This window comes from Pseudomonas sp. KBN12P06040 (assembly GCF_037574965.1).
GTDB classification, from domain to species: Bacteria; Pseudomonadota; Gammaproteobacteria; order Pseudomonadales; family Pseudomonadaceae; genus Pseudomonas; species Pseudomonas aeruginosa.
Map to the genome: position 1 here is coordinate 688734 of NZ_JBBELS010000001.1, position 25042 is coordinate 713775.

21 protein-coding genes are annotated in these 25042 nt (G+C 64.8%); 12 read left to right on the forward strand and 9 right to left on the reverse strand.

The features are described 5' to 3' along the window. Positions 1-10: 10 nt before the first annotated feature. From glpE to ltrA, 8 genes are all read right to left on the reverse strand, one after another. Positions 11-343: a thiosulfate sulfurtransferase GlpE gene (gene glpE / locus VQ067_RS03220; RefSeq protein WP_003099577.1), complete on the reverse strand. Its 333-nt coding sequence runs from the start codon at positions 341-343 to the stop codon at positions 11-13. 43 nt (positions 344-386) lie between these two features. Further along, positions 387-1238: a symmetrical bis(5'-nucleosyl)-tetraphosphatase gene (locus VQ067_RS03225; RefSeq protein ID WP_003113213.1), complete on the reverse strand. Its 852-nt coding sequence runs from the start codon at positions 1236-1238 to the stop codon at positions 387-389. Beyond that, positions 1238-1618 carry a Co2+/Mg2+ efflux protein ApaG gene (gene apaG / locus VQ067_RS03230; protein WP_003085085.1) on the reverse strand — a complete coding sequence of 127 codons (381 nt, stop codon included), beginning with the start codon at positions 1616-1618 and terminating at the stop codon, positions 1238-1240. Before apaG ends, VQ067_RS03225 begins: the two co-directional genes overlap by 1 nt. Positions 1619-1654: 36 nt before the next feature. Continuing rightward, positions 1655-2461: a 16S rRNA (adenine(1518)-N(6)/adenine(1519)-N(6))-dimethyltransferase RsmA gene (gene rsmA, locus VQ067_RS03235; protein ID WP_003099569.1), complete on the reverse strand. Its 807-nt coding sequence runs from the start codon at positions 2459-2461 to the stop codon at positions 1655-1657. Positions 2462-2576: 115 nt separating this feature from the next. Continuing rightward, positions 2577-3563 carry a 4-hydroxythreonine-4-phosphate dehydrogenase PdxA gene (gene pdxA, locus VQ067_RS03240; protein ID WP_003129197.1) on the reverse strand — a complete coding sequence of 329 codons (987 nt, stop codon included), beginning with the start codon at positions 3561-3563 and terminating at the stop codon, positions 2577-2579. Further along, positions 3560-4852: a peptidylprolyl isomerase gene (locus VQ067_RS03245; protein ID WP_003129198.1), complete on the reverse strand. Its 1293-nt coding sequence runs from the start codon at positions 4850-4852 to the stop codon at positions 3560-3562. Before VQ067_RS03245 ends, pdxA begins: the two co-directional genes overlap by 4 nt. After that, positions 4833-7634, reverse strand: a complete 2802-nt coding sequence (gene lptD / locus VQ067_RS03250; protein WP_003085092.1) for an LPS-assembly protein LptD — start codon at positions 7632-7634, stop codon at positions 4833-4835. Before lptD ends, VQ067_RS03245 begins: the two co-directional genes overlap by 20 nt. A 132-nt stretch (positions 7635-7766) precedes the next feature. Next, complete coding sequence (gene ltrA / locus VQ067_RS03255; protein ID WP_023435438.1) at positions 7767-9479, reverse strand: group II intron reverse transcriptase/maturase; 1713 nt, start codon at positions 9477-9479, stop codon at positions 7767-7769. Positions 9480-10750: 1271 nt separating this feature from the next. Here ltrA and VQ067_RS03260 point away from each other — a divergent pair. From VQ067_RS03260 to VQ067_RS03270, 3 genes are read left to right on the forward strand one after another with little or no spacing between them, the layout of a single operon-like run. Further along, a complete protein-coding gene (locus tag VQ067_RS03260; RefSeq protein WP_033989253.1) occupies positions 10751-11767 on the forward strand; it encodes an aminoglycoside phosphotransferase family protein in 1017 nt (338 codons plus the stop codon). Next, positions 11764-12438, forward strand: coding sequence for an N-acetylmuramate alpha-1-phosphate uridylyltransferase MurU (gene murU, locus VQ067_RS03265; protein WP_033990554.1), 675 nt, complete (start codon positions 11764-11766; stop codon positions 12436-12438). Before VQ067_RS03260 ends, murU begins: the two co-directional genes overlap by 4 nt. A 1-nt stretch (position 12439) precedes the next feature. Further along, complete coding sequence (locus VQ067_RS03270) at positions 12440-13198, forward strand: DnaJ domain-containing protein (RefSeq protein WP_003099547.1); 759 nt, start codon at positions 12440-12442, stop codon at positions 13196-13198. On the opposite strand, the gene VQ067_RS03275 is transcribed toward VQ067_RS03270, so the two are convergent. Continuing rightward, the gene (locus VQ067_RS03275; RefSeq protein WP_003137371.1) at positions 13199-14260 is read right to left on the reverse strand and encodes an alpha/beta hydrolase family protein; all 1062 of its coding nucleotides are present in this window, start codon (positions 14258-14260) and stop codon (positions 13199-13201) included. It abuts the gene before it with no gap. Between the two features lie 151 nt (positions 14261-14411). Here VQ067_RS03275 and VQ067_RS03280 point away from each other — a divergent pair, with 151 nt between their 5' ends. The 9 genes from VQ067_RS03280 (at position 14412) to VQ067_RS03320 (ending at position 25005) form a co-directional block, all read left to right on the forward strand. After that, positions 14412-16805 (forward strand): PAS domain-containing sensor histidine kinase, encoded by a 2394-nt coding sequence (locus tag VQ067_RS03280; RefSeq protein ID WP_033990555.1) that lies wholly within the window; start codon positions 14412-14414, stop codon positions 16803-16805. A gap of 45 nt (positions 16806-16850) precedes the next feature. Beyond that, a complete protein-coding gene (locus VQ067_RS03285) occupies positions 16851-17483 on the forward strand; it encodes a response regulator (RefSeq protein ID WP_003085103.1) in 633 nt (210 codons plus the stop codon). A gap of 128 nt (positions 17484-17611) precedes the next feature. Beyond that, on the forward strand, positions 17612-18646 hold the full coding sequence (locus VQ067_RS03290; RefSeq protein WP_003085106.1) for a polyamine ABC transporter substrate-binding protein: 1035 nt from the start codon (positions 17612-17614) through the stop codon (positions 18644-18646). A gap of 233 nt (positions 18647-18879) precedes the next feature. Then, positions 18880-19989 (forward strand): ABC transporter ATP-binding protein, encoded by a 1110-nt coding sequence (locus VQ067_RS03295; RefSeq protein ID WP_003085109.1) that lies wholly within the window; start codon positions 18880-18882, stop codon positions 19987-19989. Between the two features lie 55 nt (positions 19990-20044). Then, positions 20045-21091, forward strand: coding sequence for an ABC transporter substrate-binding protein (locus VQ067_RS03300; RefSeq protein WP_033990556.1), 1047 nt, complete (start codon positions 20045-20047; stop codon positions 21089-21091). A gap of 114 nt (positions 21092-21205) precedes the next feature. Then, the gene (locus tag VQ067_RS03305; protein WP_015502276.1) at positions 21206-22453 is read left to right on the forward strand and encodes an ABC transporter permease; all 1248 of its coding nucleotides are present in this window, start codon (positions 21206-21208) and stop codon (positions 22451-22453) included. A 105-nt stretch (positions 22454-22558) separates the two neighbouring features. Continuing rightward, a complete protein-coding gene (locus VQ067_RS03310; protein ID WP_003085119.1) occupies positions 22559-23389 on the forward strand; it encodes an ABC transporter permease in 831 nt (276 codons plus the stop codon). Between the two features lie 123 nt (positions 23390-23512). Further along, positions 23513-24187 carry a ribulose-phosphate 3-epimerase gene (rpe, locus tag VQ067_RS03315; protein WP_003085122.1) on the forward strand — a complete coding sequence of 225 codons (675 nt, stop codon included), beginning with the start codon at positions 23513-23515 and terminating at the stop codon, positions 24185-24187. Next, positions 24187-25005, forward strand: a complete 819-nt coding sequence (locus VQ067_RS03320) for a phosphoglycolate phosphatase (protein WP_023100179.1) — start codon at positions 24187-24189, stop codon at positions 25003-25005. Before rpe ends, VQ067_RS03320 begins: the two co-directional genes overlap by 1 nt. Positions 25006-25042: the final 37 nt, after the last annotated feature.

Below are 25042 nucleotides of genomic sequence, written 5' to 3' on the forward strand. Positions count from 1 at the left end.
GCGGCGCGGCCTACTCCGCTTCGCCGCTGCTGGTATCCGCGGGATAGACGCTGCGCCATAGCTCGAAGCCGCCGTCGAGGCTGTAGACGTCGCTGAAGCCCTGCTGGATGAAATAGGCGGCGGCGCTCTGGCTGGAGTTGCCGTGGTAACAGACCACCACCAGCGGAGCGTCGAGGTCGGCGGCGGCGATGAAGTCCGCCACCGAGTGGTTGTCGATGTGCCGCGAGCCGCTGATATGGCCGACAGCGAAGCTCTGCGGGTCGCGGATGTCGACCACCTGGGCGCCGTTTTCGCGGAGCTGGCGGGCCTGTTCGGGGGCGATGCGCTGGAAGGTGTCGCTCATGTCGGGGTACCTGTGTACAGGGCGTCCACCGGACGCCGGGGATTCATGCGGGCGTGGCGGCGGGTCTGGCCGGCGCGCGCTGTTCGGCGCAATCGCAGCTCAGGCGTTCGCCGCTGTCGACGTTCAACAGGGTCATCCGCGCGCCCCAGACGCAGCCGGTATCCAGGGCGAACAGGCCGGGCTCGTCGCAGTGGCCTTCGAGGGCCGCCCAGTGGCCGAAGATGATCTTCTCGCCGCGAGTCTTGCGCGAAGGGAAGCTGAACCAGGGGGCGTAGCCGGGCGGTGCGGTGTCGAGGCCTTCCTTGCTCTTCAGGTCGAGCTTGCCATCTTCGGTGCAGAAACGCATGCGGGTGAAGTAGTTGGTGATCACCCTCAGGCGATCGATGCCATGCAGCTTCTTGTCCCACTTGGCCGGCTCGTTGCCGTACATGCCGTCGAGGAACAGCGGCAGGCGCTGGTCGTCGCGCAATGCTTGCTCCACCTCGGCTGCGCGCAGGCGGGCTTTTTCCAGGCTCCACTGCGGGGGGATGCCGGCATGCACCAGGGCGACCTTGCGTTGTTCGTCGTAGTGCAGCAGCGGCAGGCGACGCAGCCAGTCGAGCAGTGGCTCGCGGTCCGGCGCCTCGAGGATTTCCCGCAGCGTGTCGGACTTCTTCAGGCGCTCGGACTTGTGCGCCACCGCCAGCAGGTGCAGGTCGTGGTTGCCCAGGACGCTGACCACCGACTCGCGCATGGCATAAAGGAAGCGCAGCGTCTCCAGGGACTGCGGGCCGCGGTTGACCAGGTCGCCGACCAGCCACAGGCGGTCCTTGGCCGGGTCGAAGGCGACGCGCTCCAGCAGGCATTTCAGGGGATCCAGGCAACCCTGCAGGTCGCCTACCGCGTAGACCGCCATCAGTGCAGCGCTCCCGGTACGGCCAGGCGAAACACCGGGATCGCGGCGTCGAAGGCGATTCCGTCGCTGCCGAGCATCTGATAGCTGCCGCGCATGCTGCCGACCCGGGTCGCCAGCACCGTGCCGCTGGTGTAGGTGTGTTGCGCGCCGGGGGCGATCAGCGGTTGCTCGCCGACCACGCCGGCGCCGCGAACTTCCTGGGTACGGCCGTCGCCGTCGGTGATGATCCAGTGGCGCGACAGCAGTTGGGCCGGAACCTCGCCCTGATTCTCGATGGTCACCGTGTAGGCGAAGGCGAAACGGTTCTGCTCCGGGGCGGACTGTTCCGGAAGGTAGCGGGTGTCGACCCTGACGTTGACCTGGTGCTGGGTATCGCTCATACGGCTTGCCTGATTCCTGACGAGTGTCTCACCAGACTAACGATTGCCTGGCAGCTCGGCCAGCCGGTTGGCCAGGCGGACGAATGCGGCCAGGTCGAGTTGTTCGGGACGAAGGGTCGGATCGACCTCTGCGGCCTCGATGTCCTCGACGCTCAGGAGAGGCTTGAGGGTGTTGCGCAGGGTCTTGCGGCGCTGGTTGAAGGCCTCGCGGACCACCCGTTCGAGCAGTTTCGGATCGCGTGCCGGATGGGGCGGCTCGGCGAAGGGGGTGAGACGGACGATGGCCGAGTCGACCTTGGGCGGCGGGTTGAACGCGCCGGGGCCGACGTTGAACAGGTGCTCCACCCGACAGTGATACTGGACCATGATCGAGAGCCGGCCCCAGTCCCCGCCGCCCGGCGTGGCCGCCAGGCGCTCGACCACTTCCTTCTGCAGCATGAAGTGCATGTCCTCGATCACCGGCGCGTGCTCCAGCAGATGGAAGATCAGTGGCGTGGAGATGTTGTAGGGCAGGTTGCCGACCACTCGCAGCTTCTCGCCGCTCTCCACCAGCGAGGCGAAATCGAACTTGAGGGCGTCGCCCTGGTGCAGGCTGAAGCGCGACTCGAGGCCGAATTTCAGCTTCAACAGGGGGATCAGGTCCTGGTCGAGCTCGATCACGTCCAGGCGTGCGCCGCTGCCCAGCAGTCCCTCGGTCAGGGCGCCCTGGCCCGGGCCGATCTCCAGCAGGCGCTGACCCTCGCGGGCATGGATGGCACGGAGGATGCGGTGAATCACCCCGGCATCGTGCAGGAAGTTCTGGCCGAAGCGCTTGCGCGCGCGGTGTTGGTAAAGCTCGGACATTGGAAACGGTTCCAGGCTGCGGGCCCCAGGCCAAGGCGGGAGGCGCGGATGCGAAAGGGCGCCATTTTAACAGCGAAGCGTCGGGCCGGCAGGGCTAAACGATGGCCGACCGCCGTCAGCAGCGGCTGGCCGCCATCTGGTAGGCGGTTTCCAGGGCGACCTGCAGGCTGCCGCTATCGATGCGGCCGCTGCCGGCCAGGTCGAGGGCGGTACCGTGGTCGACAGAGGTGCGGATGATCGGCAGGCCGAGGGTCACGTTCACGGCGGCACCGAAGCCCTTGTACTTGAGCACGGGGAGGCCCTGGTCGTGGTACATCGCCAGCACCGCGTCGCAATGCTCCAGGTGCTTGGGAGTGAAGAGGGTGTCGGCCGGCAGCGGGCCGATCAGGTCGAGGCCTTCGCCACGCAGGCGCTCGAGGCAGGGTTCGATCACCTCGATCTCTTCCCGGCCCAGGTGACCGCCTTCGCCGGCGTGCGGGTTGAGTCCGCAGACCAGGATGCGCGGATGGGCGATGCCGAACTTGTCGCGCAGGTCGGCGTGGAGGATGCGCGCGACCCGGGACAGGCGCTCGTCGCTAATGGCGTCGGCGACCTCGCGCAGCGGCAGGTGGGTGGTCGCCAGGGCCACGCGCAGGCCGCGAGTGGCCAGCATCATCACCACCTGGGCGGTGTGGGTGAGGTCGGCGAGGAATTCGGTATGGCCGGAAAAGGGGATTCCGGCTTCGTTGATCACGCCCTTGTGTACCGGTGCGGTGATCATCCCGGCGAAGTGCCCGTCGAGGCAGCCCTGAGCGGCGTGGGTCAGGGTTTCCAGGACGTAGGCGGCGTTGGCGCGGTCCAATTGCCCGGGGCGGACCGGGGCGGCCAGCGGCGTATCCCATACGTACAGTTGGCCGGCCTTGGCCGGTCGCTCTGGCCAGGCGGCCGGGGAAACGTCCTTAAGGTCGATCGCCAGGCCCAGTTGGCCGGCGCGCTCTTGCAGGAGCGTGCGGCTGGCGATGGCGATCAGGGGGTGGGGCTGGGCGGAGCGGGCGAGCAGCAGGCACAGATCGGGTCCGATACCTGCCGGCTCGCCGGGAGTGAGCGCGAAGCGCAGGCTCACTGCTTGATTTCCACGTAGGCCTCGTCGCGGATCTGCCGCAGCCAGGCTTGCAGTTCCTCGTCGTACTTGCGGTTGCGCAGAACGCTTACCGCCTGCTGCTCGCGGAACTTCTCGCTGCTGTCGGTGGCGCGACGGCCGAGGACCTGCAGGATGTGCCAGCCGAACTGCGAGCGGAACGGCTTGGACAGCTCGCCCTGCGGGGTATCGTTCATCACCTGGCGGAACTCGGGCACCAGGGCTTCCGGGTCGATCCAGTTCAGGTCGCCGCCGTTGAGGGCGGAACCCGGATCTTCGGAGAAGCTCTTCGCCAGTTCGCCGAAGTCCTCCCCGGACTGGATGCGCTCGTACAGCTTCTGCGCCAGCTTCTCGGTCTCCGCTTCGCTGCGGATTTCGCTGGGCTTGAGCAGGATATGGCGGACATGCACCTCGTCACGGACCATCTTGCTGCCGCCGCGCTTCTCTTCCAGCTTGAGGATGATGAAGCCGCCGGGGGTGCGGACAGGCTCGGTGACGTCGCCGACGGCCAGGGAGCCGATCATGCTGTCGAACGGCTGCGGCAACTGGGCGGCCTTGCGCCAGCCGATCTCGCCGCCTTCCAGGGCGTTGTCGCCGGCCGAGCGGGAAATCGCCAGTTGGCCGAAGTCGGCGCCCTGCTTGAGCTGCTGGTAGAGCTCCTGGGCCTGCTTTGCGGCGGCCTGGATCACGTCCGAGGACGCGGCTTCCGGCACCGGGATCAGGATATTGGCCAGGCGGTACTCTTCGGAAAGCTGGATCTTGCCCATGTCCGAGGCAAGGAAGTTCTTCACCTCCTGCTCGCTGACCTGGATGCGCTCGGCGACCCGGCGCTGGCGCACACGGCTGATCACCATCTCGCGACGGACCTGCTCGCGGGCGTCGGCGTAGGACAGGCCGTCGCGGGTGAGGGCGGCCTGGAACTGCTCCAGGCTCATGCCGTTGCGCTGGGCGATGGTGCCCATCGCCTGGTTCAGCTCCTCGTCGGAGATACGGATGCCGGAGCGGTCGCCGATCTGCTGCTGGATGTTCTCGATGATCAGGCGTTCCAGCACCTGCTGGGTCAGCACGTGCTCGGGCGGCAGCGGCGCACCGCGCTTGAGCAGCGTCTGGTGCACTTCACGCAGGCGCTGGTCGAGCTGGCTCTGCATGATCACATCGTTGTCGACGATGGCGACGACCCGGTCCAGTGGTACCACTTCGGCATGCGCGAAGGAGCAAAGGAGTGCTGCGCCCAATGCAAGGGGGCGCAGCCGGTTACATAGCTTGATCTTCACGTTGACGATAACCTTGGATGCCTTTGTCGAGGAACATTTCCGTCTTGTTGCCCACGATGCCGCCGAGGCCCTTCAGGACGATCTGCAGGAAGATGCCGCGGTCGGCCTTCTCGCTCTGCACGAGGAAGGCGTCATCGTCCACATCCAGCCAGTAGCGGTTGATCAGGCGCAGCTTCCAGCAGCAGCTGTCGTATTCGAAGCCGCCGAAGGCCTCGAGTGTGCGGTTCTTGTTGTAGTCGTACTGCCAGCGGGCGAGCACGGACCACTGCGGCACCAGCGGCCAGATGACCGAGAAGTCGTGCTGCTTGATGATGTCGTTTTCGCGACCATATTCGAAGCGCCCGGTGGAGCTGTTGAAGCGACGGGAGTCTTCGCGATAGCGATAGCCCGCATTGACGACCTTGTTCGGGTTGTTTTCCGGTTGGTAGTGGAACATTGCACTGCCGGACTCGGTGCGGCTGGTGTTTGGGTTCCAATTGAAATCGGAAGTGACATTCCAGTCACGATTGAAGCGGTACAGACCGGCCAGGGCATAAGGTGACCGCCAACTGTCGGTGTCTGGTCTCTTTACTTCTGGCAGAGCTGGATCTTCCAGCCTCTTTTGTTCCAAGAGATCCAGATCTTTTTCGCTCAGGCCTGGCAACTGGACTCGGCGATCACGGAAGTAGTAGATCTGGCCGGCACTCAGTGTGGCACGTTCAAAACCGTTCGATTCGATGAAGCGAGTCGTCACGCCCAAGGACAGCTGGTTGGCGTCGCCGATGCGGTCGCGGCCTGAGAAGCGGTTCTCACGCCATAGCGAGTCGTAGCTGAATGACGGTTCGCTGGTGTCGAAGACCGGGATATTTTCCTGGTTCTTGTATGGCACGTACAGGTACATGGCGCGAGGTTCCAGGGTCTGGCGGAACTGGGTGCCTGCGAAGCTGGTGTCCCGGTCGAAGTACAGGCCGCTGTCGATCTTGACCAGTGGTAGCGAGCGGTCCTGATTGCTATCGAAGGTTTCCTGATAGACGTTGAGGGAGTTCTTGCCCTTGCTGTCCAGATCCAGATCATATTTGGTGTAGAGATACTTCAGCGTCGGCGTCAGGTACCCCCAACTACGGGTCATCGGCAGGCTGACGCCAGGCTCGAGATGCATGCGGTCGCCGGTGGCACGGGCCAGGCCTTCCAGATAAGCGTCTGGGCGCTGTCCACGGATGCTGCCGTCATCGTTGAAGTAGACATTCTCGTCGAGGTCGCGGTCGAAGCGAACGAACTCGGTGGAGTAATCCAGTTTCAGGCCGCCCGGGTTATAGGGAAGGAAGCCGTTGAAGGTGATCTGCGGCAGGCGATCATAGGGCGTAATGTCAGTGGTGGTCGCCAACTGATACGACTGTGCGTTCAGGCGTGCTGTGAAGGTATCGCCACGATAGGTTAGGGCTCCCTGCTGGTTGACGTAAGTAGTACTGCCCACCTGCAGGTCACTGTTCAGGTCCTGAAAGTAATAGGGATCGCTGATCCGCGTGTAGTCGACCTCGGCCAGCCAGCGCGAATCGAGGCCGGTGGTGTTCTTGAGGCCGTACAGCCAGCGGTCCTTGCTGTAGTCCGGGAAGTTCTCGCGGTGGTCGTCCTTGTCGTTCAGGTAGGCGGCCGTCACCATCCCTTCGCTGCTGTGGGTCAGGTAGCGGAACTCGCCTTCCAGCATCATGCCGCGCTTGGCCATGTAGCGTGGGTACAACGTGGCGTCGTAGTTCGGCGCCAGGTTGAAGTAGTACGGGGTGACCAGGGTGAAGCCGGTGTCGCTGGTGCTGCTGAAGCTCGGCGGCAGGAAGCCGGACTGGCGGCGGTCGTCGATCGGGAAATAGATGTACGGGGTGTAGAACACCGGGAAATCTTTGACCCGGAGGGTCGCGTTGGTCGCGGTGCCGAAGCCGGTGGCCGGGTTCAGCTTGACGTTGTTGCCCTTCAGGGTCCAGGCGTTGCTGCTCGGTTCGCAGCGGGTGTAGGTGCCATCCTTGAGCATGATGATGGCGTTCTCGCTGCGCTTGGCGTAGAGCGCGCTGCCGCGGGCATGGGCCTTGTGGATCACGTACTCGGCGTTGTCGACCTGGGCCTCGCCGTTGTCCAGCTGGACCTGGGCGTGGTCACCGACCACCAGCATGCCCTTGTCGCGCAGCTTGACGTTGCCGACCAGTTCGCCGCGGTTTTCCAGCTGGTGCAGGTTGGCCTCGTCGCCTTCCACCTGCATGCTGCCCTGGCGCAGGACCACGTCACCGGCGAGGGTGGCGATCTGTTTTTCCTGCTCGTAGCGCGAAGCCTTGGCGGATACGTAGGTCGGGCTCTCGTCGCTGGGCGCGCCGTCATCCATGCCCGGACGCACCGGCTCGATGTAGGAGCCGCCGCAATAGGGGCCGATTTCCGCCAACTGGGCGGCGGTCAGTTTTTCCCGAGGAATCCAGTCGAGGTGCGAGTAGTCCGCACTGCGGGATTTCAGCGCGCGACCGCCGGACTCGGTGACCAGGCGCTGGGTCGGCTCTGCCTCGACGGTTTCGCCTCCGCTGCCGGATACACTGGTGCCCGCCGCGGCGGTGCTGACCGAGGTCGCGGTATGCGCCGGGCGCGGTGGCAGGTTGGCATTGGCGTTCTGCAGCGGGGAGCAATCCCAGCCGCCGGTGGCCGATACCTTGCAGTCGAACTGATCGGCGGCCTGTACAGTCAATGCTGCGACCGGCTGCAGAGCCAGCAGGCTGCCGGTGACCAGCAGGGGAAACTTTCTTCGAAACACGAGGGATTTCACTGCCATCTTGTTAATCCGGGCTTCCTGCGCGCCATCGGCCCGGTGGGCCGCACGCCTCTCGATGGGCTGAAAGTCGGGTGGGAACCAGCCATTACTGGCTGATCCCCCCCTAAGAACCGTACGTGCACCTTTCAGCGCTTACGGCTCAGGCCTATCCAAAACCCCCAAGGGGGCCGGTTTGCTCACATGCAGACCACGTGCGTGGAGCTGTTGGTGACAAATGGGGTGCAATAGTACCCGGTTCTCCAGGGAGTCTCCACCGCCTTGTGAGCGGTAGATAATGTGGTGATCGTGCCACCCGGTTTCCCTGGATATCGGCTGTTTGCATAGCGCGCATAACCCACTTTGGCTGGTGAATAGACTGGCGATTTGCTTCCGGTACTTCAGCTTGTTCAGCATCCGTTCCATGCGCAGTTTTTCGCCTGCCGCCTCCATGGTCGGGTCGTAGGGGTTGTATTCCCCACTCACCTTTTTGTGCCGCTCGATCGGTGTCCCTGCAAGCTGGTACAACTCGACTTCCCGTTTTGTTCCGTTCGCTTCCAGAACCGTGGTGGCGAACACCCATCCGCGTTCCCCTTGTGGACGGAAATACTTCTTCCGTATCCAGTCCAGGGACTTGTTTGGATGCCGCCTTTTGGCCCAGCGCCAGAGCTTAACAAACGCCCTGTTATCCATCCGGCTATACGCCTGTTTGGCCACTACTGGCTGATGGTAAAGCGCCCACCCCCGCAGGATTGGATTTAGCAGTCGGATCAAGTCCTCCTGCTTACTCGTCTTGTGGGTGTCGATCACCTCCCTGATCTTGCCGTAGAACGCTTTGGTGTTCTTCTTGCTCGGCTTGATCAACAACGTTCCGTCGTACTTCCGGAAGCTCCATCCGAGGAAGTCGAAGCCTTCGTCGATGTGGACGATGCGGGTCTTCTTGGGAGAAAGCCGCAGCCCGCGTACGGCCAGGAACTGCTCTACCCAGGGTTTGATCTCGTTCTCCAGTACCTCCGAGGAGGCTCCAGTGATTACGAAATCATCCGCGTAGCGCACCACGTTGATTTTCAGCTTCTTCGCCCTCGTCACCCCCAAATGTTGCTTGAGGAGTGATTCCAGCCCATCCAGTGCCAGATTTGCCAAGGTTGGGGAGATGATCCCCCCTTGTGGCGTACCTGCATCCGTTGCGTGCAACTGCCCTCGGTGTACAACACCGGCCTTTAACCATTGCCGGAGTACTCGTGTATCCGTGGGGACATTCCTTATCAGCCAATCATGGTTGATGTTGTCGAAGAACCCTTCGATGTCCGCGTCCAGCACCCATTGAGCGGAAGCTCGCTTGGATAGGCATACGAACAACTGCGCCATCGCGTCCGCCGTGGAGCGTTCGATCCTGAAGCCGTAGCTATTCGGATCGCCCCGGGTTTCTGCGACAGGAGACAGCGCCAGCAGATATAGCGCCTGCATGGCTCTATCCGTCATGGTCGGGATACCCAAAGGGCGTTCCCGGCCATCCGACTTCGGGATAAAGACGCGCCGTAGAGGCCGCGCCTTGTATCCCCGCGTCTTCAACTGACCAACCGCTTCCCATTTCGCGTTGGGTGTATCCCAGAGTTGCTTATCGACTCCCGTCGTGCGGCTCCCCTGATTTTCCGTGACTCTCCGTACGGCCAAGTATCTGGCCGACTTCGAGCGGGTCAGCATCCGTTGCAAGGCTTTCACCCTGCGCCATTTGCCTTCCCGGCAAGCCTTCGCAATCCGCACCTGCATTCCCCGGACGTTCCGCTGGACACGACTCCAATCGACGTCGTGCCATTGCTGTGGAGCGCCGGAAAGCGCAGGCCCGGCCTGTTGGCTGAGCTCTTTCATGCTGCTTTCCTCTCAAGTGAACTACCCGAGCGGAAGGTGCACGCCGCCCCTGACGGGGTGGGGCACCCGCCAGGGTAGGTTTGTTAAGGGCCGGTGGAAGCTGGCCCTGGGTTGATTGAGACGGTCTCTGTCAGAGCTGTTGCGACGGAAGACCACGCAGAAGTCTGCCCGGTTTCCCGTGGGGTGATGTCTCAACCCCTATCCAGACCATTACAGCCCGGCATTCGCTTTCTCTGCGATCCCATACCCGCACCACCAACAGTTCGCCTTGCGGCTCCCCTGCCCAGAGGGCGGCGATACGGGCTTACCACGTTCCCTATCTGTCACACGACTGGGTTAGGACTCGCCTTTTCACCGGTGGTCTTGAAGGCGACGTATCCCCACATCCCACGGAGATAACCGACCACATACCTTTTGGTTCATGCCTGACAGCAGTTTTGGCATGGCTATCCTTACGGTGTTTATCAGCGATTCACATGTGTTGCCCATACCAGCCAGCCTGGCACCTCAACCCGGTACTGCTCCGAGTATCTGCAGTCTGCCTCGCGGAAGGACTGCACCCTGGATAGGGGGCTACGTTGTCGGACGAGCTTCGCACAACGCCGTTACCAGCGATGCACGTCGTCGTAGGCTACCGTTGGTCGCACAACGAGTCCGCTACCGCACCCTGATGGGCGTGGTTGGACAATGACAGACAGAGCTTCCGCCCATGTCTCCAGTTTGATGTGAGCAGGTACTGCGGGCGCAGCGTGCTCTCGGGGAAGGTTTCCTCCTGTTTTGAGGCAGGAGGAACCCCAGCGGGGATTCTCTCCCGCAAGGGTTAGGCCACAAGGGCCGGGGTTAGTGCTTGGAGGGCGGTCGTTTGAGGTAGCTTTTGATCCTCGGCCAATCCGCCCAGGCTGCCATCCCTAAACAGACGAGAAGCAAGCCGGTGAGCATGATTATGCCGAAGGTATCTTGGCTCATCTCATTCATAACACCCTCCATTGGGCATGCACTCCAGAACCGAAAAGAGCCGGTTCGCAGTCGCGCTTCCGAGTGCTAGGCGACCTTGGGGTTGCCACCGCCGCTGCGGCAAGTCCTTGAAGGCAATGGACTTCTGGGCGGGTTTTGGTTCCTGGGGATGGATACCCAAGCGTGCGATTTCCTCTCGGAAATCCTCCAAGCTGGCCCTACAGCTTGGAGTCGGAGACACGCTACGCGTGTCGCACAAGATGCTGGATAATAAAGCATGACCTGCGCAACGGCTAGGGCCGTGGAGAACCCCGTAAATGTCTGATGATGCCCGTTTCCAGCAGCTGAATCGCTGGTTGGACTCTTGTTTGCCCGAGTTGTTCGTTGCTGAAGGTTGGGGGGAAGTGCCCCTTGCCGAACTGATCCCGGCCAGTAGCGACGCCAGCTTCCGTCGTTATTTCCGCTGGCAGGGAGGGGACCGCAGCCTGGTGGTGATGGACGCGCCGCCGCCCCAGGAAGACTGCCGACCGTTCGTCAAGGTCGCCGGACTGCTCGCCGAAGCCGGCGTGCATGTGCCGAGGATTCTCGCCCAGGACCTGGAGAACGGTTTCCTGCTGCTCAGTGACCTGGGCCGGCAGACCTACCTCGACGTGCTTCATCCCGGAAATGCCGACGAGCTGTTCGAACCGGCCCTGGATGCGCTGATCGCCTTCCAGAAGGTCGATGTCGCCGGTGTCCTGCCTGCCTACGACGAAGCGGTGCTGCGCCGCGAGCTGCAGCTGTTCCCCGACTGGTACCTGGCCCGCCACCTCGGCGTGGAGCTGGAGGGCGAGACGCTGGCCCGCTGGCAGCGGATCTGCGACCTGCTGGTACGCAGCGCGCTGGAGCAGCCGCGGGTGTTCGTCCATCGCGACTATATGCCGCGCAACCTGATGCTCAGCGAGCCCAACCCGGGCGTCCTCGACTTCCAGGACGCCCTGCACGGCCCGGTCACCTACGATGTCACCTGCCTGTACAAGGATGCCTTCGTCAGTTGGCCGGAGCCGCGCGTGCATGCCGCGCTGAGTCGTTACTGGAAGAAGGCGACCTGGGCCGGCATCCCGCTGCCGCCAAGCTTCGAGGACTTCCTCCGCGCCAGCGACCTGATGGGCGTGCAGCGCCACCTGAAGGTGATTGGCATCTTCGCCCGTATTTGTCACCGCGACGGCAAGCCGCGCTACCTGGGTGACGTGCCACGCTTCTTCCGTTATCTGGAAACCGCCGTGGCGCGCCGTCCCGAGCTGGCCGAACTGGGCGAGCTGCTGGCCTCGCTGCCGCAGGGAGCCGAGGCATGAAGGCGATGATCCTCGCCGCCGGGCGTGGCGAGCGCATGCGGCCGACCACCCTGCACACGCCCAAGCCGCTGATCGAGGCCGCCGGCGTGCCATTGATCGTGCGTCAGTTGCTGGCGCTGCGCCAGGCCGGAGTCGACGACTGGGTGATCAACCATGCCTGGCTTGGCGAGCAGATCGAGGCCTATCTCGGCGACGGCTCGCGCCTGGGCGGGCGGATCGCCTATTCCCCGGAGGGTGAACCGCTGGAAACCGGTGGCGGAATCTTCCGCGCCCTGCCGTTGCTCGGCGAGCAGCCGTTCCTGTTGCTCAACGGCGATGTCTGGAGCGACTTCGACTACTCTCGGCTGCATCTTGCCGACGGCGACCTGGCGCATCTGGTGCTGGTCGACAACCCGGCGCACCATCCCGCCGGCGATTTCCACCTGGATGCCGGCGGACGGGTGGGCGAGACCCGCGAAGCGGGCGGCAACCTGACCTACAGCGGGATCGCCGTACTGCATCCCGCGCTGTTCGAGGGCTGCCAGCCGGGCGCCTTCAAGCTGGCGCCGCTATTGCGCAAGGCCATCGCCGCGGGGCGGGTCAGCGGCGAACACTATCGTGGGCAGTGGGTCGACGTCGGTACTCACGAGCGCCTGGCGGAAGTCGAGCGATTGCTGGCGGAGCACGCCTGAGATGCTCTGGCCCGCTACGCTGATCGGAGCCGGAGCCGGCTGGGCCCTGGCCAGCATCCCCGGCGCCCTGCTCGGCGGCCTGCTGGGGCAACTGCTGGACCGCAGGTTACGCCTGGAGTCCTGGCGCGGCCTGCTGGCGCGCTTGCGCGGGCGGGCGGTGAACGATGAGGACGACCTGCTGTTCCAGTTGCTCGGCTATCTGGCCAAGAGCGGCGGGCGGGTGGAGGAGATGCATATCCGCCAGGCGCGCGAGGAGATGGCGTTGCGCAAGCTCGATAGGCGAGCCCAGCGGCGTGCCATCGCGTCCTTCGGCAAGGGCAAGGCCGGCATCGCCCATCTGCAGGCGGAGGTCGCGCGTCTGAAGGGCGAACGTGCGGAGGCAGTATTGCTCGCCTGCTGGCGGATGGCCTGGGCTGGCGGCGTGCTCAGCCAGTCGGCGCGACAACTGGTGTTGCAATGGGGGCGCTGGCTGGGTTGGTCGGCGGAGCGAACGGAACGCTTGTCGGCGCGGGTCATGCCGAAGCGGACGCGCGCTGTCGCCCGGGATAGCTACCGTGAGGCCCTGCTGCTGCTCGGCGTGGAGGCCGGAAGCGAGCCGGCGCTGATCAAACGCGCCTATCGCAAGCTGATCAGCCAGCATCATCCGGACAAACTGGCGGGAGCCGGCGCCAGCGTCGAGCGCGTGCGTGCGGCTACCGAGAAAACCCGTGAATTGCAGGCGGCCTACGCCCTGGTCCGAGAGCGTGAGGGGTTCCGCTGATCACTCCGCAGGTTTCTGCGCATCGGCCTGCAGGTGAAGACTGAGCCAGCCGCGGATTCGTCGGTACAGTTGCTCCTGCTCCGCCTTGGGGTCGGCCGGTAGCGCCTGCATCGCGATTTGTACGTAGGCCGGGTGTTTCTGCCGCTTGCCGGCCTGCATGCGCAGCCTGGCCGCCTCGCGGTCGGCGCGGGCGTCGCGGTAATAGAAGTCGCCGGTCGCCAGTTTCAGCTTCGGCACCATATCTTCCAGCGCCGGGCGAAAATCGCGCGGTACCTCCGCGGCAACCAGCAGCAGGTTGTGGATTTCCGCAGGCTCCTTCTCCGCCAGGTAGCGTGCCGCCCAATAGGCGCCCGTGCCATGACCGAGCAGGACGACGCTTTTCGGTTCGTGCTGCAGGGCCAGGTCGATGCTCGCCTGCAGGCGCGCCATGACCCGTTCGGCGTGCGCCTTGCGCTGCTCGACCGGATCGATGGCTGGGGGAGGGGCCTGGTCCTCGCTCTGCGCCGGTTCGCCGCTGCCGGCTTCGGCGGTGCTTTCCGGCGCCGGCGCGTTGCCGCTTTCGCCTTTCACGTCAGGCTTGCTTGCGCTGTCCGCGGCGCTGGCGTCCTTGTCGGCGCTGGCGCTGGCGGCGGATTCCGCAGGGCGGGTAACCGGCGCGGTGCTCTGCGGGTCGGGCAGGGCCAGGCTCAGGGTCTGCCAGCCGGCATCCGGCAGTTTGCGCCTTAGCGGGCCGATGGCTTGCGGCCAGTCCGGACTTTCGCCATCACCGGGAACCAGGATCACTACACCTTCGGCCTCGGCGGTGTTGGCTGGCAACCAGAGGGTGAGGAAGCTTTCGTCGCCGGCCTTGAGGATCTGCTGGCCGTCCTCCGGCAACTGGCGCTCCAGCCCCTTGGCCTCGTCCTGGCTGCGCTCGCTGACCGCCGGGCGTTCCACGGGGGCCGGCGGCTGGTCCTTGGCGGCCTCCTCTTCGGCTTGAACGAAAGCCGGCGGCAGGAACGCGGCGGCCAATAGCAGCGGCAGCAGGGCGGAGGGCTTCGGCAGTAGAGAGAAGGCCGGCATTGGAAATTCCCGATAGACAATCCAGAAGGCAGCCTAAACCCAGAGCACTTCTTTGTCAGGCCGAGCCTTCGCATGGTTCGCCGGTCGCGCTCGCGGTAAGGTATGCCCGCTTTTCCTTCCGTTGCGGTGTATTCCGTGGAGTGTCGCCGGCATGTTGCGTCGTTGCTGTCTGCTCTTCTTCTGTCTGCTGTTGAGCCTGCCCGTGCGAGCGGAGGAGTCGGTCGCCTTGCCGCTGACGGCGGAGCTACGGACCTGGCTGGCGGAGCATCGGGAATTGCGCGTCGGGGTGGTCACCGAAGCGCCCTATGCCCAGTACGACCGCCGCCTGCAACAGTACTCCGGGGCCAACGTGGAGCTGATGGGCTGGCTGGCCACGGCAATGCAGGTGACCTTGCGGTGGCAGGGCTATCCCGACCAGGCGGCGCTCGACGATGCCCTGCGCGCTGGGCGCGTGGATATCGCTCCCGGCCTCAGCCAGACCCCAGCCGGGTTGCGCTTGTGGCTGTTCTCCGATCCCTACCTGCGGGTTTCCCGGCTGGTGGTGGGGAAGCGCGATGGCAGCGGCAGCGTCGAATTGGAGCAACTGGAGCGCGATACCCGGGTTGCCGTGCGGGCCGGCAGTTCGGTAGCCGACTACCTCAGCAGCACCTATAGCGGCCTGCAATGGGTGTCGGCCGATTCCGAACGCGAGGTGCTGCGCGCCGTGCTCGCCGGACAGGCACGCTACGCGGTGATCGACGAAGCGCAACTCAGCCGCCTGACCCGCGAACCGGAGTTCGCCGAGCTAGCGGTGGTTGGCGACATCGGCTACCCGCAGCTGCTACGGGTGGCGACCCGCCGTGATAGGCCGGAACTGGCGATGGTGGTCGACCAGGCGTTGCGCTCGCTGCCGCGCAAGTCCCTGGACCAGTTGCACGAGCGCTGGTTGCAACCCAAGTATCCGCGCCTCGGCGAGTCGCCGGGGTTCTGGCAGAACCTGTCGATCCTCCTCGGCCTGCTGCTGGCCGGCGCGCTGGCTGCGGTGTTCCTCCAGCGGCGCCAGCAGCATGCGCTGGAAGCCCGGCTGTACGGCGCCCGCCGCGACCTGGAGCTGCGCCAGGCGGCCGAGGAGGCGCTGCGCCTGACCCAGTTCTCCATCGACAACAGCACCCTGGGCATCCTCTGGGTCAACTGGGACAGCCGCGTACGCTACGCCAACCGCGCCGCCGAACAGATGCTCGGCCATGCCGACGGCCAACTCGTGGACCGTCCGCTGGCCGACTTCGAGCCCGGCCTGGACATGGACCGCTGGTTGAATCTTTGGCGTCGTGCGCGCAATAGCGAGGAGGGCCCGCTCAGCTTCGAGACCCGCTGCCTGCGCGCCGACGGCAGTTGGCTGCCGGCCGACGTCTCGCTTAGCTTCCTGCGCTTCGGCACGTCCGAGTATCTGGTGGTGTTCCTCAGCGACGTCACCGAGCGCCGCCGTGCCCGCGAGGCATTGCAGGAAAGCGAGGCGCGGATGAAGGGCATCGCCTCCAACGTGCCGGGCATGGTCTTCCGCCTGGAGCGGCCGCGGGCCGGCGCGTTTTCCGACTTCGCCTATATCAGCGAGGGCAGCGAGGCGCTGGTCGGCTACAGCGCTCTCGAGCTGATCGAGAGCGGCCGCGGCATTCGTGGCCTGGTCCATCCCGACGACCGCGAGCGCTACTGGTCGAGCCAGATGGCTGCCCTCGACGAGAATCGCGACTGGCATTGGCAGGGCCGCATCCTCACCCGCCAGGGCGAATTGCGCTGGGCCGACATCAAGGCTTCGGCGCGCTGTTTCGAGGATGGTCGCGCGGTCTGGGACGGGGTGGTCTGGGACATCACCGCGAACAAGCAGATCGAACTCGAACTCGGCGAGTCGCGCGCCCAGCTCCGCGAGCTGTCGGCGCACCTGGAGTCGGTGCGGGAGGAGGAGAAGGCGCGTATCGCCCGCGAGGTCCATGATGAGCTGGGCCAGGTGCTGACGGTGCTGAAGCTGGAAACCTCGATGTGCGAGCTGGCCTATGCCGATGCCCAGGAGGGCCTGCGCGAACGCCTGGGCAACATGAAAAAGCTGATCGCCCAGTTGTTCCAGCTGGTGCGCGACGTGGCCACCGCACTGCGCCCGCCGATCCTCGACGCCGGAATCGGCTCGGCGGTGGAGTGGCAGGCGCGGCGCTTCGAGGCGCGCACGCAGATTCCCTGCCTGGTGGAGGTGCCGGAGAACTCGCCGCAGTTGGTCGACGCCAAGGCTATCGGCCTGTTCCGCATCCTCCAGGAGGCGTTGACCAATGTCATGCGGCATGCCGAGGCGCATACTGTGCAACTGCGTCTGCTGCGCGAGGGCGACGAGCTGTGCCTGAGCGTCAGCGACGACGGTCGCGGGTTCGATGTTGCCACGGTGGGGCGTGGCAGTTCCTTCGGCCTGGTCGGCATGCGTGAGCGGGTGCTGATGATGGGCGGTACGCTGGACATCGACAGTGCCCCCGGCGAGGGCACCACGCTCAGCGTGAGGATTCCGCTGGGCGTCGCGAGCCCGTGACAAGAACAACCGCCGGCAAGGCGGAACAGCGTGAGGCAGCAAAGAGTGGTGATCCGAGTCCTGGTCGCTGAAGACCACACGATCGTCAGGGAAGGCATCAAGCAACTGATTGGCATGGCCAAGGACCTGCAGGTGGTCGGCGAGGCCACCAATGGCGAGCAGTTGCTGGAAACCCTGCGCGGAACGCCTTGCGAGGTGGTCCTGCTGGATATCTCCATGCCCGGCGTCAATGGCCTCGAGGCGATTCCGCGGATTCGCGCGCTGAACGAGCCGCCGGCGATCCTGGTGCTGTCGATGCACGACGAGGCGCAGATGGCCGCCCGTGCCCTGAAGATAGGTGCTGCCGGCTATGCCACCAAGGACAGCGATCCGGCATTGCTGCTCACCGCGATCCGCAGGGTCGCCGGCGGCGGACGCTACATCGACCCGGACCTTGCCGATCGGATGGTCTTCGAGGTTGGCCTGACCGATTCGCGTCCGCCCCATGCGCTGCTCTCCGAGCGCGAGTTCTCGGTGTTCGAGCGGCTGGTGCAGGGCGCCAACGTCAACGAGATCGCCCAGCAACTGGCGGTCAGCAACAAAACCATCAGTACCCACAAGGCACGCCTGATGCAGAAGCTCAACGCGCATTCGGTAGCCGACCTGGTGCGCTACGCGATGGAGCACCGCCTGCTTTGACAGGGGCGTTCGCCCAGGTTTTGCTCGCGGCTTGTGCGCCAGGTCCGGTTTTCGCGATCTGCTGTCTACCTGGCTTCCGCGCGGCAGGGAATGATGCTTGCCGGCCAACACGATAAGGAGAAGAAACGATGTTGCCAGCCATGAGGACGGGCCTGTTGTGCGCCCTTCTCGGAGTTACCGCGCCCGCCTGGGCGGAATACGTGACCGTGATTTCCTTCGGCGGCGCCAACAAGGAAGCCCAGGAAACCGCGTTCTACAAACCCTTCAAGAGCGCCACCGGCAATCGCGTGGTGCATGGCTCCTACAATGGCGACCTGGCCAAGCTCAAGCGCATGGTGGAGATCAGCCACGTCTCCTGGGACGTGGTGGAAGTCGAGGCGCCGGAGCTGGCGCGCGGTTGCGAGGAAGGTCTGTTCGAGAAGCTGGACATGGCGAAGGTCGGCGATCCCGCGGATTTCGTTCCCGGCGCGGTGCAGCCCTGCGGAGTCGGCATCTTCGTCTGGACCACGCTGCTTGCCTACAACCCCGGCAAGGTTGCGGGCAGCCCGCAGGGCTGGGCGGATTTCTGGGACGTGAAGAAGTTTCCCGGCAAGCGCGGCCTGCGCTGGGGCGCCAAGTACAGCCTGGAGTTCGCCCTGATGGCCGATGGCGTGGCGCCGAAGGACGTCTACCAGACGCTGGCGACGCCCGCCGGCGTCGAGCGGGCATTCCGCAAGCTCGACGAGCTGAAGCCCTATATCCATTGGTGGAAGTCCGGGCAGGACCCTGTGCGCGACCTGGCTGATGGCACGGTGGTGATGAGTTCGGCCTACAACGGGCGGATCGCCGCGGCGCAGGCCGAGAAGCAGCGCCTGGCAATGGTCTGGAGCGGCGGCGTCTACGATTTCGACTTCTGGGCGCTGCCGGTCGGGGTTTGGAAGAAGCAGTTGGCCGAGGAGTTCATCCGTTTCGCCAGCCAGCCGGAGCAGCAGAAGGCTTTCGCCGAGAACATCGCCTACGGTCCGGCCAACCGCAAGGCGGTAGGCCTGCTCGATCCGCAAGTGGCTGCCAACCTGCCGACCGCGCCGCAGAACATGCAGAACGCGGTGGGTATGAACGTGGCCTTCTGGGCGGAGCACGGCGAGGCCCTGGAGCAGCGTTTCCAGAACTGGGCCAAGCGCTGAGGAGGCCGTTGCGCGCCAGCCGGAGAGCGCTGGCGCGCAAACCTTTGCCCTTCTCGAAAGCCCCTTCCCAGAGCGGTCTGGCCCATTCCGGGGTGCATCTTTTTTGTAGGGCGATTCCTACAAAGAGCTTTCCTTTCCCCTGATAGAAAACTCTCTTGCCGGCCGATTTGCGTCCTGCGCCGGGTTCTCTAGGCTGTTCGCACAGCATCCATAAAACGAACAAAGGTGCGGTTATGGCCGAGACTCAAGGCGGCGATGTACTGGTCAGCTTCCGTGGCGTGCAGAAGAGCTACGACGGCGAGACCCTCATCGTGAAGGATCTCAACCTGGACATTCGCAAGGGCGAATTCCTCACCCTGCTCGGCCCCTCCGGGTCCGGCAAGACCACCAGCCTGATGATGCTGGCCGGTTTCGAAACCCCCACCGCCGGCGAAATCCTCCTGGCCGGTCGCTCGATCAACAATGTCCCTCCGCACAAGCGCGACATCGGCATGGTGTTCCAGAACTATGCGCTGTTCCCGCACATGACCGTGGCCGAGAACCTGGCCTTTCCCCTCAGCGTCCGCGGCATGAGCAAGACCGACGTGAAGGAAAGGGTCAAGCGCGCGTTGTCGATGGTCCAGCTCGACGCCTTCGCCGGGCGTTATCCGGCGCAGCTTTCCGGTGGCCAGCAGCAGCGCGTGGCGCTGGCCCGCGCGCTGGTCTTCGAGCCGCAACTGGTGCTGATGGACGAGCCCCTGGGAGCGCTGGACAAGCAACTTCGCGAGCACATGCAGATGGAAATCAAGCATCTGCACCAGCGCCTCGGCGTCACCGTGGTCTACGTCACCCACGACCAGGGCGAGGCGCTGACCATGTCCGACCGGGTGGCGGTGTTCCACCAGGGCGAAATCCAGCAGATCGAGCCGCCGCGCAATCTCTACGAGCAGCCGCGCAACACCTTCGTGGCCAACTTCATCGGTGAGAACAACCGTCTATCCGGGCAGCTTCTCAGTTGCGACGGCGAGCGCTGCGTGGTCGGACTGCCGCGCGGCGAGAAGGTCGAGGCGCTGGCGGTCAACGTCGGCCAGCCGGGCGAGCCGGTGACCTTGTCGATCCGCCCCGAGCGGGTGCGCCTGAACGGTGCCAGCGAGTCTTGCGTCAACCGTTTCTCCGGCCGCGTGGCCGAGTTCGTCTACCTGGGCGACCACGTGCGTGTGCGCCTGGAGGTCTGCGGCCGCGACGACTTCTTCGTCAAGCAGCCGATCGCCGAGCTGGACCCGACGCTGAGCGTCGGTGATGTGGTTCCGCTGGGCTGGCAGGTCGAGCATGTGAGGGCGCTCGACCCTCTGCCGGCGGCGTGAGCGCCGGCAGTCCCGAACCGTACCGAAGCAACCCTGCACTGTGGAGAGAACAATAATGTCGAAATCCCTGAAAGCGGCCAGCCTGAAGTTCGCCACCCTGGCGGCCGGCCTGGCCTGCGCGGCCCAGGCCATGGCGGTGGACCTGACCGTGGTGTCCTTCGGCGGGGCCAACAAGAGCGCCCAGATCAAGGCGTTCTACGAGCCCTACCAGAAAGCCACCGGCAACAGGATCGTCGCCGGCGAATACAACGGCGAGATGGCCAAGGTCAAGGCCATGGTCGATACCAACAGCGTGTCCTGGGACCTGGTGGAAGTGGAGTCGCCGGAGCTGTCGCGCGGCTGCGACGAAGGCCTGTTCGAGGAACTCGACCCGGCGCAGTTCGGTAAGGCCGAGGACTTCGTGCCCGGCGCCATCCAACCGTGCGGCGTGGGTTTCTTCGTCTGGTCCACGGTGCTCGCCTACAACGCCGACAAGCTGAAAAGCGCGCCGACCAGTTGGGCGGACTTCTGGGACATCAAGAAATTCCCCGGCAAGCGCGGCCTGCGTAAGGGCGCCAAGTACACCCTCGAATTCGCCCTGATGGCCGATGGCGTGGCGCCGAAGGACGTCTACGGCGTGCTCGCCACCAAGGAAGGCCAGGATCGTGCCTTCAAGAAGCTCGACGAGATCAAGTCGAGCATCCAGTGGTGGGAGGCGGGCGCCCAGCCGCCGCAGTACCTGGCTTCCGGCGATGTGGTGATGAGTTCTGCCTACAACGGTCGGATCGCCGCGGTGCAGAAGGAAAGCAACCTGAAGGTGGTATGGAACGGCGGCATCTACGATTTCGACGCCTGGGCCATCCCGAAGGGGGCGAAGAAACAGAAAGAGACCCTGAAGTTCATCGCCTTCTCGGTGCAGCCCCAGCAGCAGAAGACTTACTCGGAAAACATCGCCTACGGTCCGGCCAACAAGCAGGCGGTGCCGCTGCTGGACAAGGCCCTGCTGAAGGACATGCCGACCACTCCGGAAAACATCCAGAACCAGGTGGCAATGGACGTGACCTTCTGGGCCGACTACGGCGAACAACTGGAACAGCGCTTCAACGCCTGGGCGGCCAGGTAATCCTCGCCTGACCCTCCAGTGAGGGCCGGAGGGGCCGCCGCGCGGCGGCTCCTCCTACCGTTCCACACTTTCCAGGGTCGTTCCCGACGGCCCGCTTTTTTTCCGGAGTTCGCTATGGCCACAGCTGTGCCCATGTCCCAGGCCACCGGCAGCACCCTCAAGCAACGCCTGGCGCGCGCCGAGCGGATGAACCGCCTGAAGTCCCAGGCGCTGATCCTGCCCCTGCTGGCCTTCCTGGTCCTGACCTTCCTGGTGCCGATCGCCGCGCTGCTCTACAAGAGCGTGTCCAACCCGGAAGTGGTTCGCTCGTTGCCGCTGACGGTAGAGGCCATCTCCGCCTGGGACGGCAAGTCGCTGCCGGCCGACGCCGTCTACAAGGCGCTCAGCCAGGATCTCGCCGAGGCTCGTCGCAACCAGACCATCGGCGATCTCTCCAAGCGCCTGAACATGGAGCTGGCCGGTTATCGCAGCCTGATGGCGAAGACCGCGCGCAAGCTGCCGTTCAAGGACGAGCCCGCTTCCTACAAGGACGCCATGGAGCAGCTCGACGAGCGCTGGGGCGACCCTGCCTACTGGCAGGTGATCCGCCGCAACGCCAGTAGCTATACGCCCTATTACCTGCTCGCAGCCCTCGACCACCGGATCGACGATCTCGGCGAAGTGGCGCGCGCCACCCCGGACCAGGCCATCTACCTGGACATCTTCGCCCGCACCTTCTGGATGGGCGCGGTGATCACCGTCATCTGCCTGCTGCTGGCCTACCCGCTAGCCTACCTGCTGGCCAACCTGCCGACGCGCAAGAGCAACCTGCTGATGATCCTGGTCCTGCTGCCGTTCTGGACCTCGATCCTGGTACGTGTCGCCGCCTGGATCGTCCTGCTGCAATCGGGTGGCCTGATCAACGGCGCGCTGCTCAAGCTCGGCCTGATCGACCAGCCGCTGCAACTGGTGTTCAACCGCACCGGCGTATACATCGCGATGGTGCACATCATGCTGCCGTTCATGATCCTGCCGATCTACAGCGTGATGAAGGGCATTTCGCCGAGCTACATGCGCGCCGCGATTTCCCTCGGCTGCCACCCGTTCGCCAGCTTCTGGCGGGTGTATTTCCCGCAGACCGTCGCGGGCGTCGGCGCCGGTTGCCTGCTGGTGTTCATCCTGTCCATCGGCTACTACATCACCCCGGCGCTGCTGGGCAGCCCGAACGACCAGATGGTCAGCTACTTCGTCGCCTTCTATACCAACAGCACCATCAACTGGGGCATGGCCACCGCCCTCGGCGGCCTGCTGCTGCTCGCTACCCTGGTGCTCTACGTCGTCTACAGCTGGCTGGTGGGCGCCAGCCGCCTGCGCCTGGGATAGAGCGCCTTCCGAGAAGGCCAACCGATTCCCCTCTCCCTTCGGAAAAAAGGCTGCCCGGAGGGCGGGGAGAGGGGGATCCGCACGAAACACATTGGAGAGCGAGTCATGCTGAGTCCCTACATGTCCCCGGTCGAGCGCCTGTGGTTCTACTCCCTGCGCATCCTCTGCGGCCTGGTACTGCTGTTCCTGGTACTGCCGGTGCTGGTCATCGTGCCGCTGTCGTTCAACTCCGGTACCTTCCTGGTCTACCCGCTGCAAGGGTTCTCCCTGCGCTGGTACGCCGACTTCTTCCAGTCCGCCGAGTGGATGCGCTCGTTGACCAACAGCATGATCGTCGCTCCGGCGGCGACCCTGCTGGCGATGGTCTTCGGCACTCTGGCGGCGATCGGCCTGACCCGCGGCGAGTTCCGCGGCAAGGCACTGGTGATGAGCCTGATGATTTCGCCGATGGTGGTGCCGGTGGTGATCATCGGCGTGGCCAGCTACCTGTTCTTCGCTCCGCTCGGGCTCGGCAACAGCTACCTGTCGCTGATCGTGGTGCATGCGGTGCTCGGCGTGCCGTTCGTGATCATCACCGTCTCCGCGACCCTGCAGGGGTTCAACTACAACCTTGTGCGCGCCGCCGCCAGCCTCGGCGCGCCGCCGCTGACCACCTTCTTCCGGGTGACCCTGCCGCTGATCGCTCCCGGGGTGATCTCCGGCGCGCTGTTCGCATTCGCCACCTCGTTCGACGAAGTGGTAGTGACCCTCTTCCTCGCCGGCCCCGAGCAGGCCACCCTGCCGCGGCAGATGTTCAGCGGCATTCGCGAGAACCTGAGCCCCACCATTGCCGCCGCGGCGACCTTGCTGATCGGTTTCTCCGTACTGCTGTTGCTGACCCTGGAATGGCTGCGCGGGCGCAGCGAGAAGATGCGTACCGCACAACCCGGCGCCTGAGGCGCAGGGCGCGCCCTGCTTGGTCCGGGCGTCGGCTGCTGCGGCGAAAAGTCGTCATTTTCACCGCCAAAAACCGATAACGGCTACAATGCGCGCCTTCCGTGATCCCCTTTGAGGTGCGCCATGCAACCCTTCGCCATCGCTCCGTCGATCCTTTCCGCCGATTTCGCCCGCCTGGGCGAGGACGTGGACAAGGTGCTCGCCGCCGGTGCCGACATCGTTCACTTCGACGTGATGGACAACCACTACGTGCCGAACCTGACCATCGGCCCGATGGTCTGCTCGGCGCTGCGCAAGTACGGCGTGAGCGCGCCGATCGACGTGCACCTGATGGTGTCCCCGGTGGATCGCATCATCGGCGACTTCATTGAAGCTGGCGCCACCTACATCACCTTCCATCCGGAAGCTTCCCAGCACATTGACCGTTCCCTGCAACTGATCCGCGACGGCGGGTGCAAGGCAGGCCTGGTGTTCAACCCGGCCACTCCGCTGGAGGTGCTGAAGTACGTGATGGACAAGGTCGACATGGTCCTGCTGATGAGCGTCAACCCCGGCTTCGGCGGGCAGAAATTCATCCCCGGTACCCTCGACAAGTTGCGCGAGGCACGCGCCCTGATCGATGCCTCCGGACGCGAGATCCGCCTGGAGATCGATGGCGGCGTCAACGTCAAGAACATCCGTGAGATCGCCGCGGCGGGCGCCGATACCTTCGTCGCCGGCTCGGCCATCTTCAACGCCCCGGACTACGCCGAGGTCATCCGCGCCATGCATGCCGAACTGGCCCAGGCGCACCAGTAATGAGCGCTGCGGAGCCGTTCTTCGCCACGCGCCTGCCGCGTCTGGTGATGTTCGACCTGGATGGCACGCTGGTCGATTCCGTTCCCGACCTCACCGCCGCGGTCGACAGCATGCTCGCCAGCCTCGGGCGGCCGCCGGCGGGCATCGAGAAGGTCCGCCAGTGGATCGGTAACGGCGCATGCGTCCTGGTGCGTCGCGCCCTGGCGGGGAGCATCGAGCACGACGGCATCGGTGAGGAAGAAACCGAAGCCGCGCTGGCGCTGTTCATGGAGGCCTATGCCGACAGTCATGCGCTCACCGAGGTCTATCCCGGCGTCGTCGATACCCTCAGGTGGCTCAAGCGCAACGGCGTGGAAATGGCGCTGATCACCAACAAGCCGGAGCGCTTCGTCGCTCCGCTGCTGGATGAGATGAAGCTGGGTCGCTATTTTCGCTGGATCATCGGCGGCGACACCCTGCCGCAGCAGAAGCCCGACCCGGCGGCGTTGCTGTTCGTGATGAAGATGGCCGGCATCGAGCCCGAAGATGCGTTGTTCGTCGGTGACTCGCGCAACGACGTGCTCGCCGCCAAGGCTGCCGGCGTGCGCTGCGCGGCGCTGACCTATGGCTACAACCACGGCCGGCCGATCGCCGAGGAAGCGCCCACCCTGGTCATCGACAACCTGCGTGACCTGCTGCCTTGCGCCGACCAGGCCGCTGAGATAGTGTTGCCGGACGACTCCCTTTCCCCCTCCGACCAGCGAGATCAAGCCGTGGCGGTCAGCAAACTCTGGATGAAGGTCATCAAGGCCCTGGCGCGTTGGCGCTGGCGCGCCTGACATCATCCTCCGCCGGATAGCCGGCGCGCGTTTGCAC

Excerpts from the sequence above, each read along its gene's own strand:
- murU (WP_033990554.1), top strand. The coding sequence starts at position 11,764 with ATGAAGGCGATGATCCTCGCCGCCGGGCGTGGCGAGCGCATGCGGCCG.
- apaG (WP_003085085.1), bottom strand. The coding sequence starts at position 1,618 with ATGAGCGATACCCAGCACCAGGTCAACGTCAGGGTCGACACCCGCTAC.
- VQ067_RS03260 (WP_033989253.1), top strand. The coding sequence starts at position 10,751 with ATGTCTGATGATGCCCGTTTCCAGCAGCTGAATCGCTGGTTGGACTCT.
- VQ067_RS03275 (WP_003137371.1), bottom strand. The coding sequence starts at position 14,260 with ATGCCGGCCTTCTCTCTACTGCCGAAGCCCTCCGCCCTGCTGCCGCTG.
- VQ067_RS03320 (WP_023100179.1), top strand. The coding sequence starts at position 24,187 with ATGAGCGCTGCGGAGCCGTTCTTCGCCACGCGCCTGCCGCGTCTGGTG.
- rsmA (WP_003099569.1), bottom strand. The coding sequence starts at position 2,461 with ATGTCCGAGCTTTACCAACACCGCGCGCGCAAGCGCTTCGGCCAGAAC.
- VQ067_RS03270 (WP_003099547.1), top strand. The coding sequence starts at position 12,440 with ATGCTCTGGCCCGCTACGCTGATCGGAGCCGGAGCCGGCTGGGCCCTG.
- VQ067_RS03310 (WP_003085119.1), top strand. The coding sequence starts at position 22,559 with ATGCTGAGTCCCTACATGTCCCCGGTCGAGCGCCTGTGGTTCTACTCC.
- VQ067_RS03290 (WP_003085106.1), top strand. The coding sequence starts at position 17,612 with ATGTTGCCAGCCATGAGGACGGGCCTGTTGTGCGCCCTTCTCGGAGTT.
- VQ067_RS03225 (WP_003113213.1), bottom strand. The coding sequence starts at position 1,238 with ATGGCGGTCTACGCGGTAGGCGACCTGCAGGGTTGCCTGGATCCCCTG.
- VQ067_RS03280 (WP_033990555.1), top strand. The coding sequence starts at position 14,412 with ATGTTGCGTCGTTGCTGTCTGCTCTTCTTCTGTCTGCTGTTGAGCCTG.
- ltrA (WP_023435438.1), bottom strand. The coding sequence starts at position 9,479 with ATGAAAGAGCTCAGCCAACAGGCCGGGCCTGCGCTTTCCGGCGCTCCA.
- VQ067_RS03305 (WP_015502276.1), top strand. The coding sequence starts at position 21,206 with ATGGCCACAGCTGTGCCCATGTCCCAGGCCACCGGCAGCACCCTCAAG.
- glpE (WP_003099577.1), bottom strand. The coding sequence starts at position 343 with ATGAGCGACACCTTCCAGCGCATCGCCCCCGAACAGGCCCGCCAGCTC.
- lptD (WP_003085092.1), bottom strand. The coding sequence starts at position 7,634 with ATGGCAGTGAAATCCCTCGTGTTTCGAAGAAAGTTTCCCCTGCTGGTC.
- rpe (WP_003085122.1), top strand. The coding sequence starts at position 23,513 with ATGCAACCCTTCGCCATCGCTCCGTCGATCCTTTCCGCCGATTTCGCC.
- VQ067_RS03300 (WP_033990556.1), top strand. The coding sequence starts at position 20,045 with ATGTCGAAATCCCTGAAAGCGGCCAGCCTGAAGTTCGCCACCCTGGCG.
- VQ067_RS03295 (WP_003085109.1), top strand. The coding sequence starts at position 18,880 with ATGGCCGAGACTCAAGGCGGCGATGTACTGGTCAGCTTCCGTGGCGTG.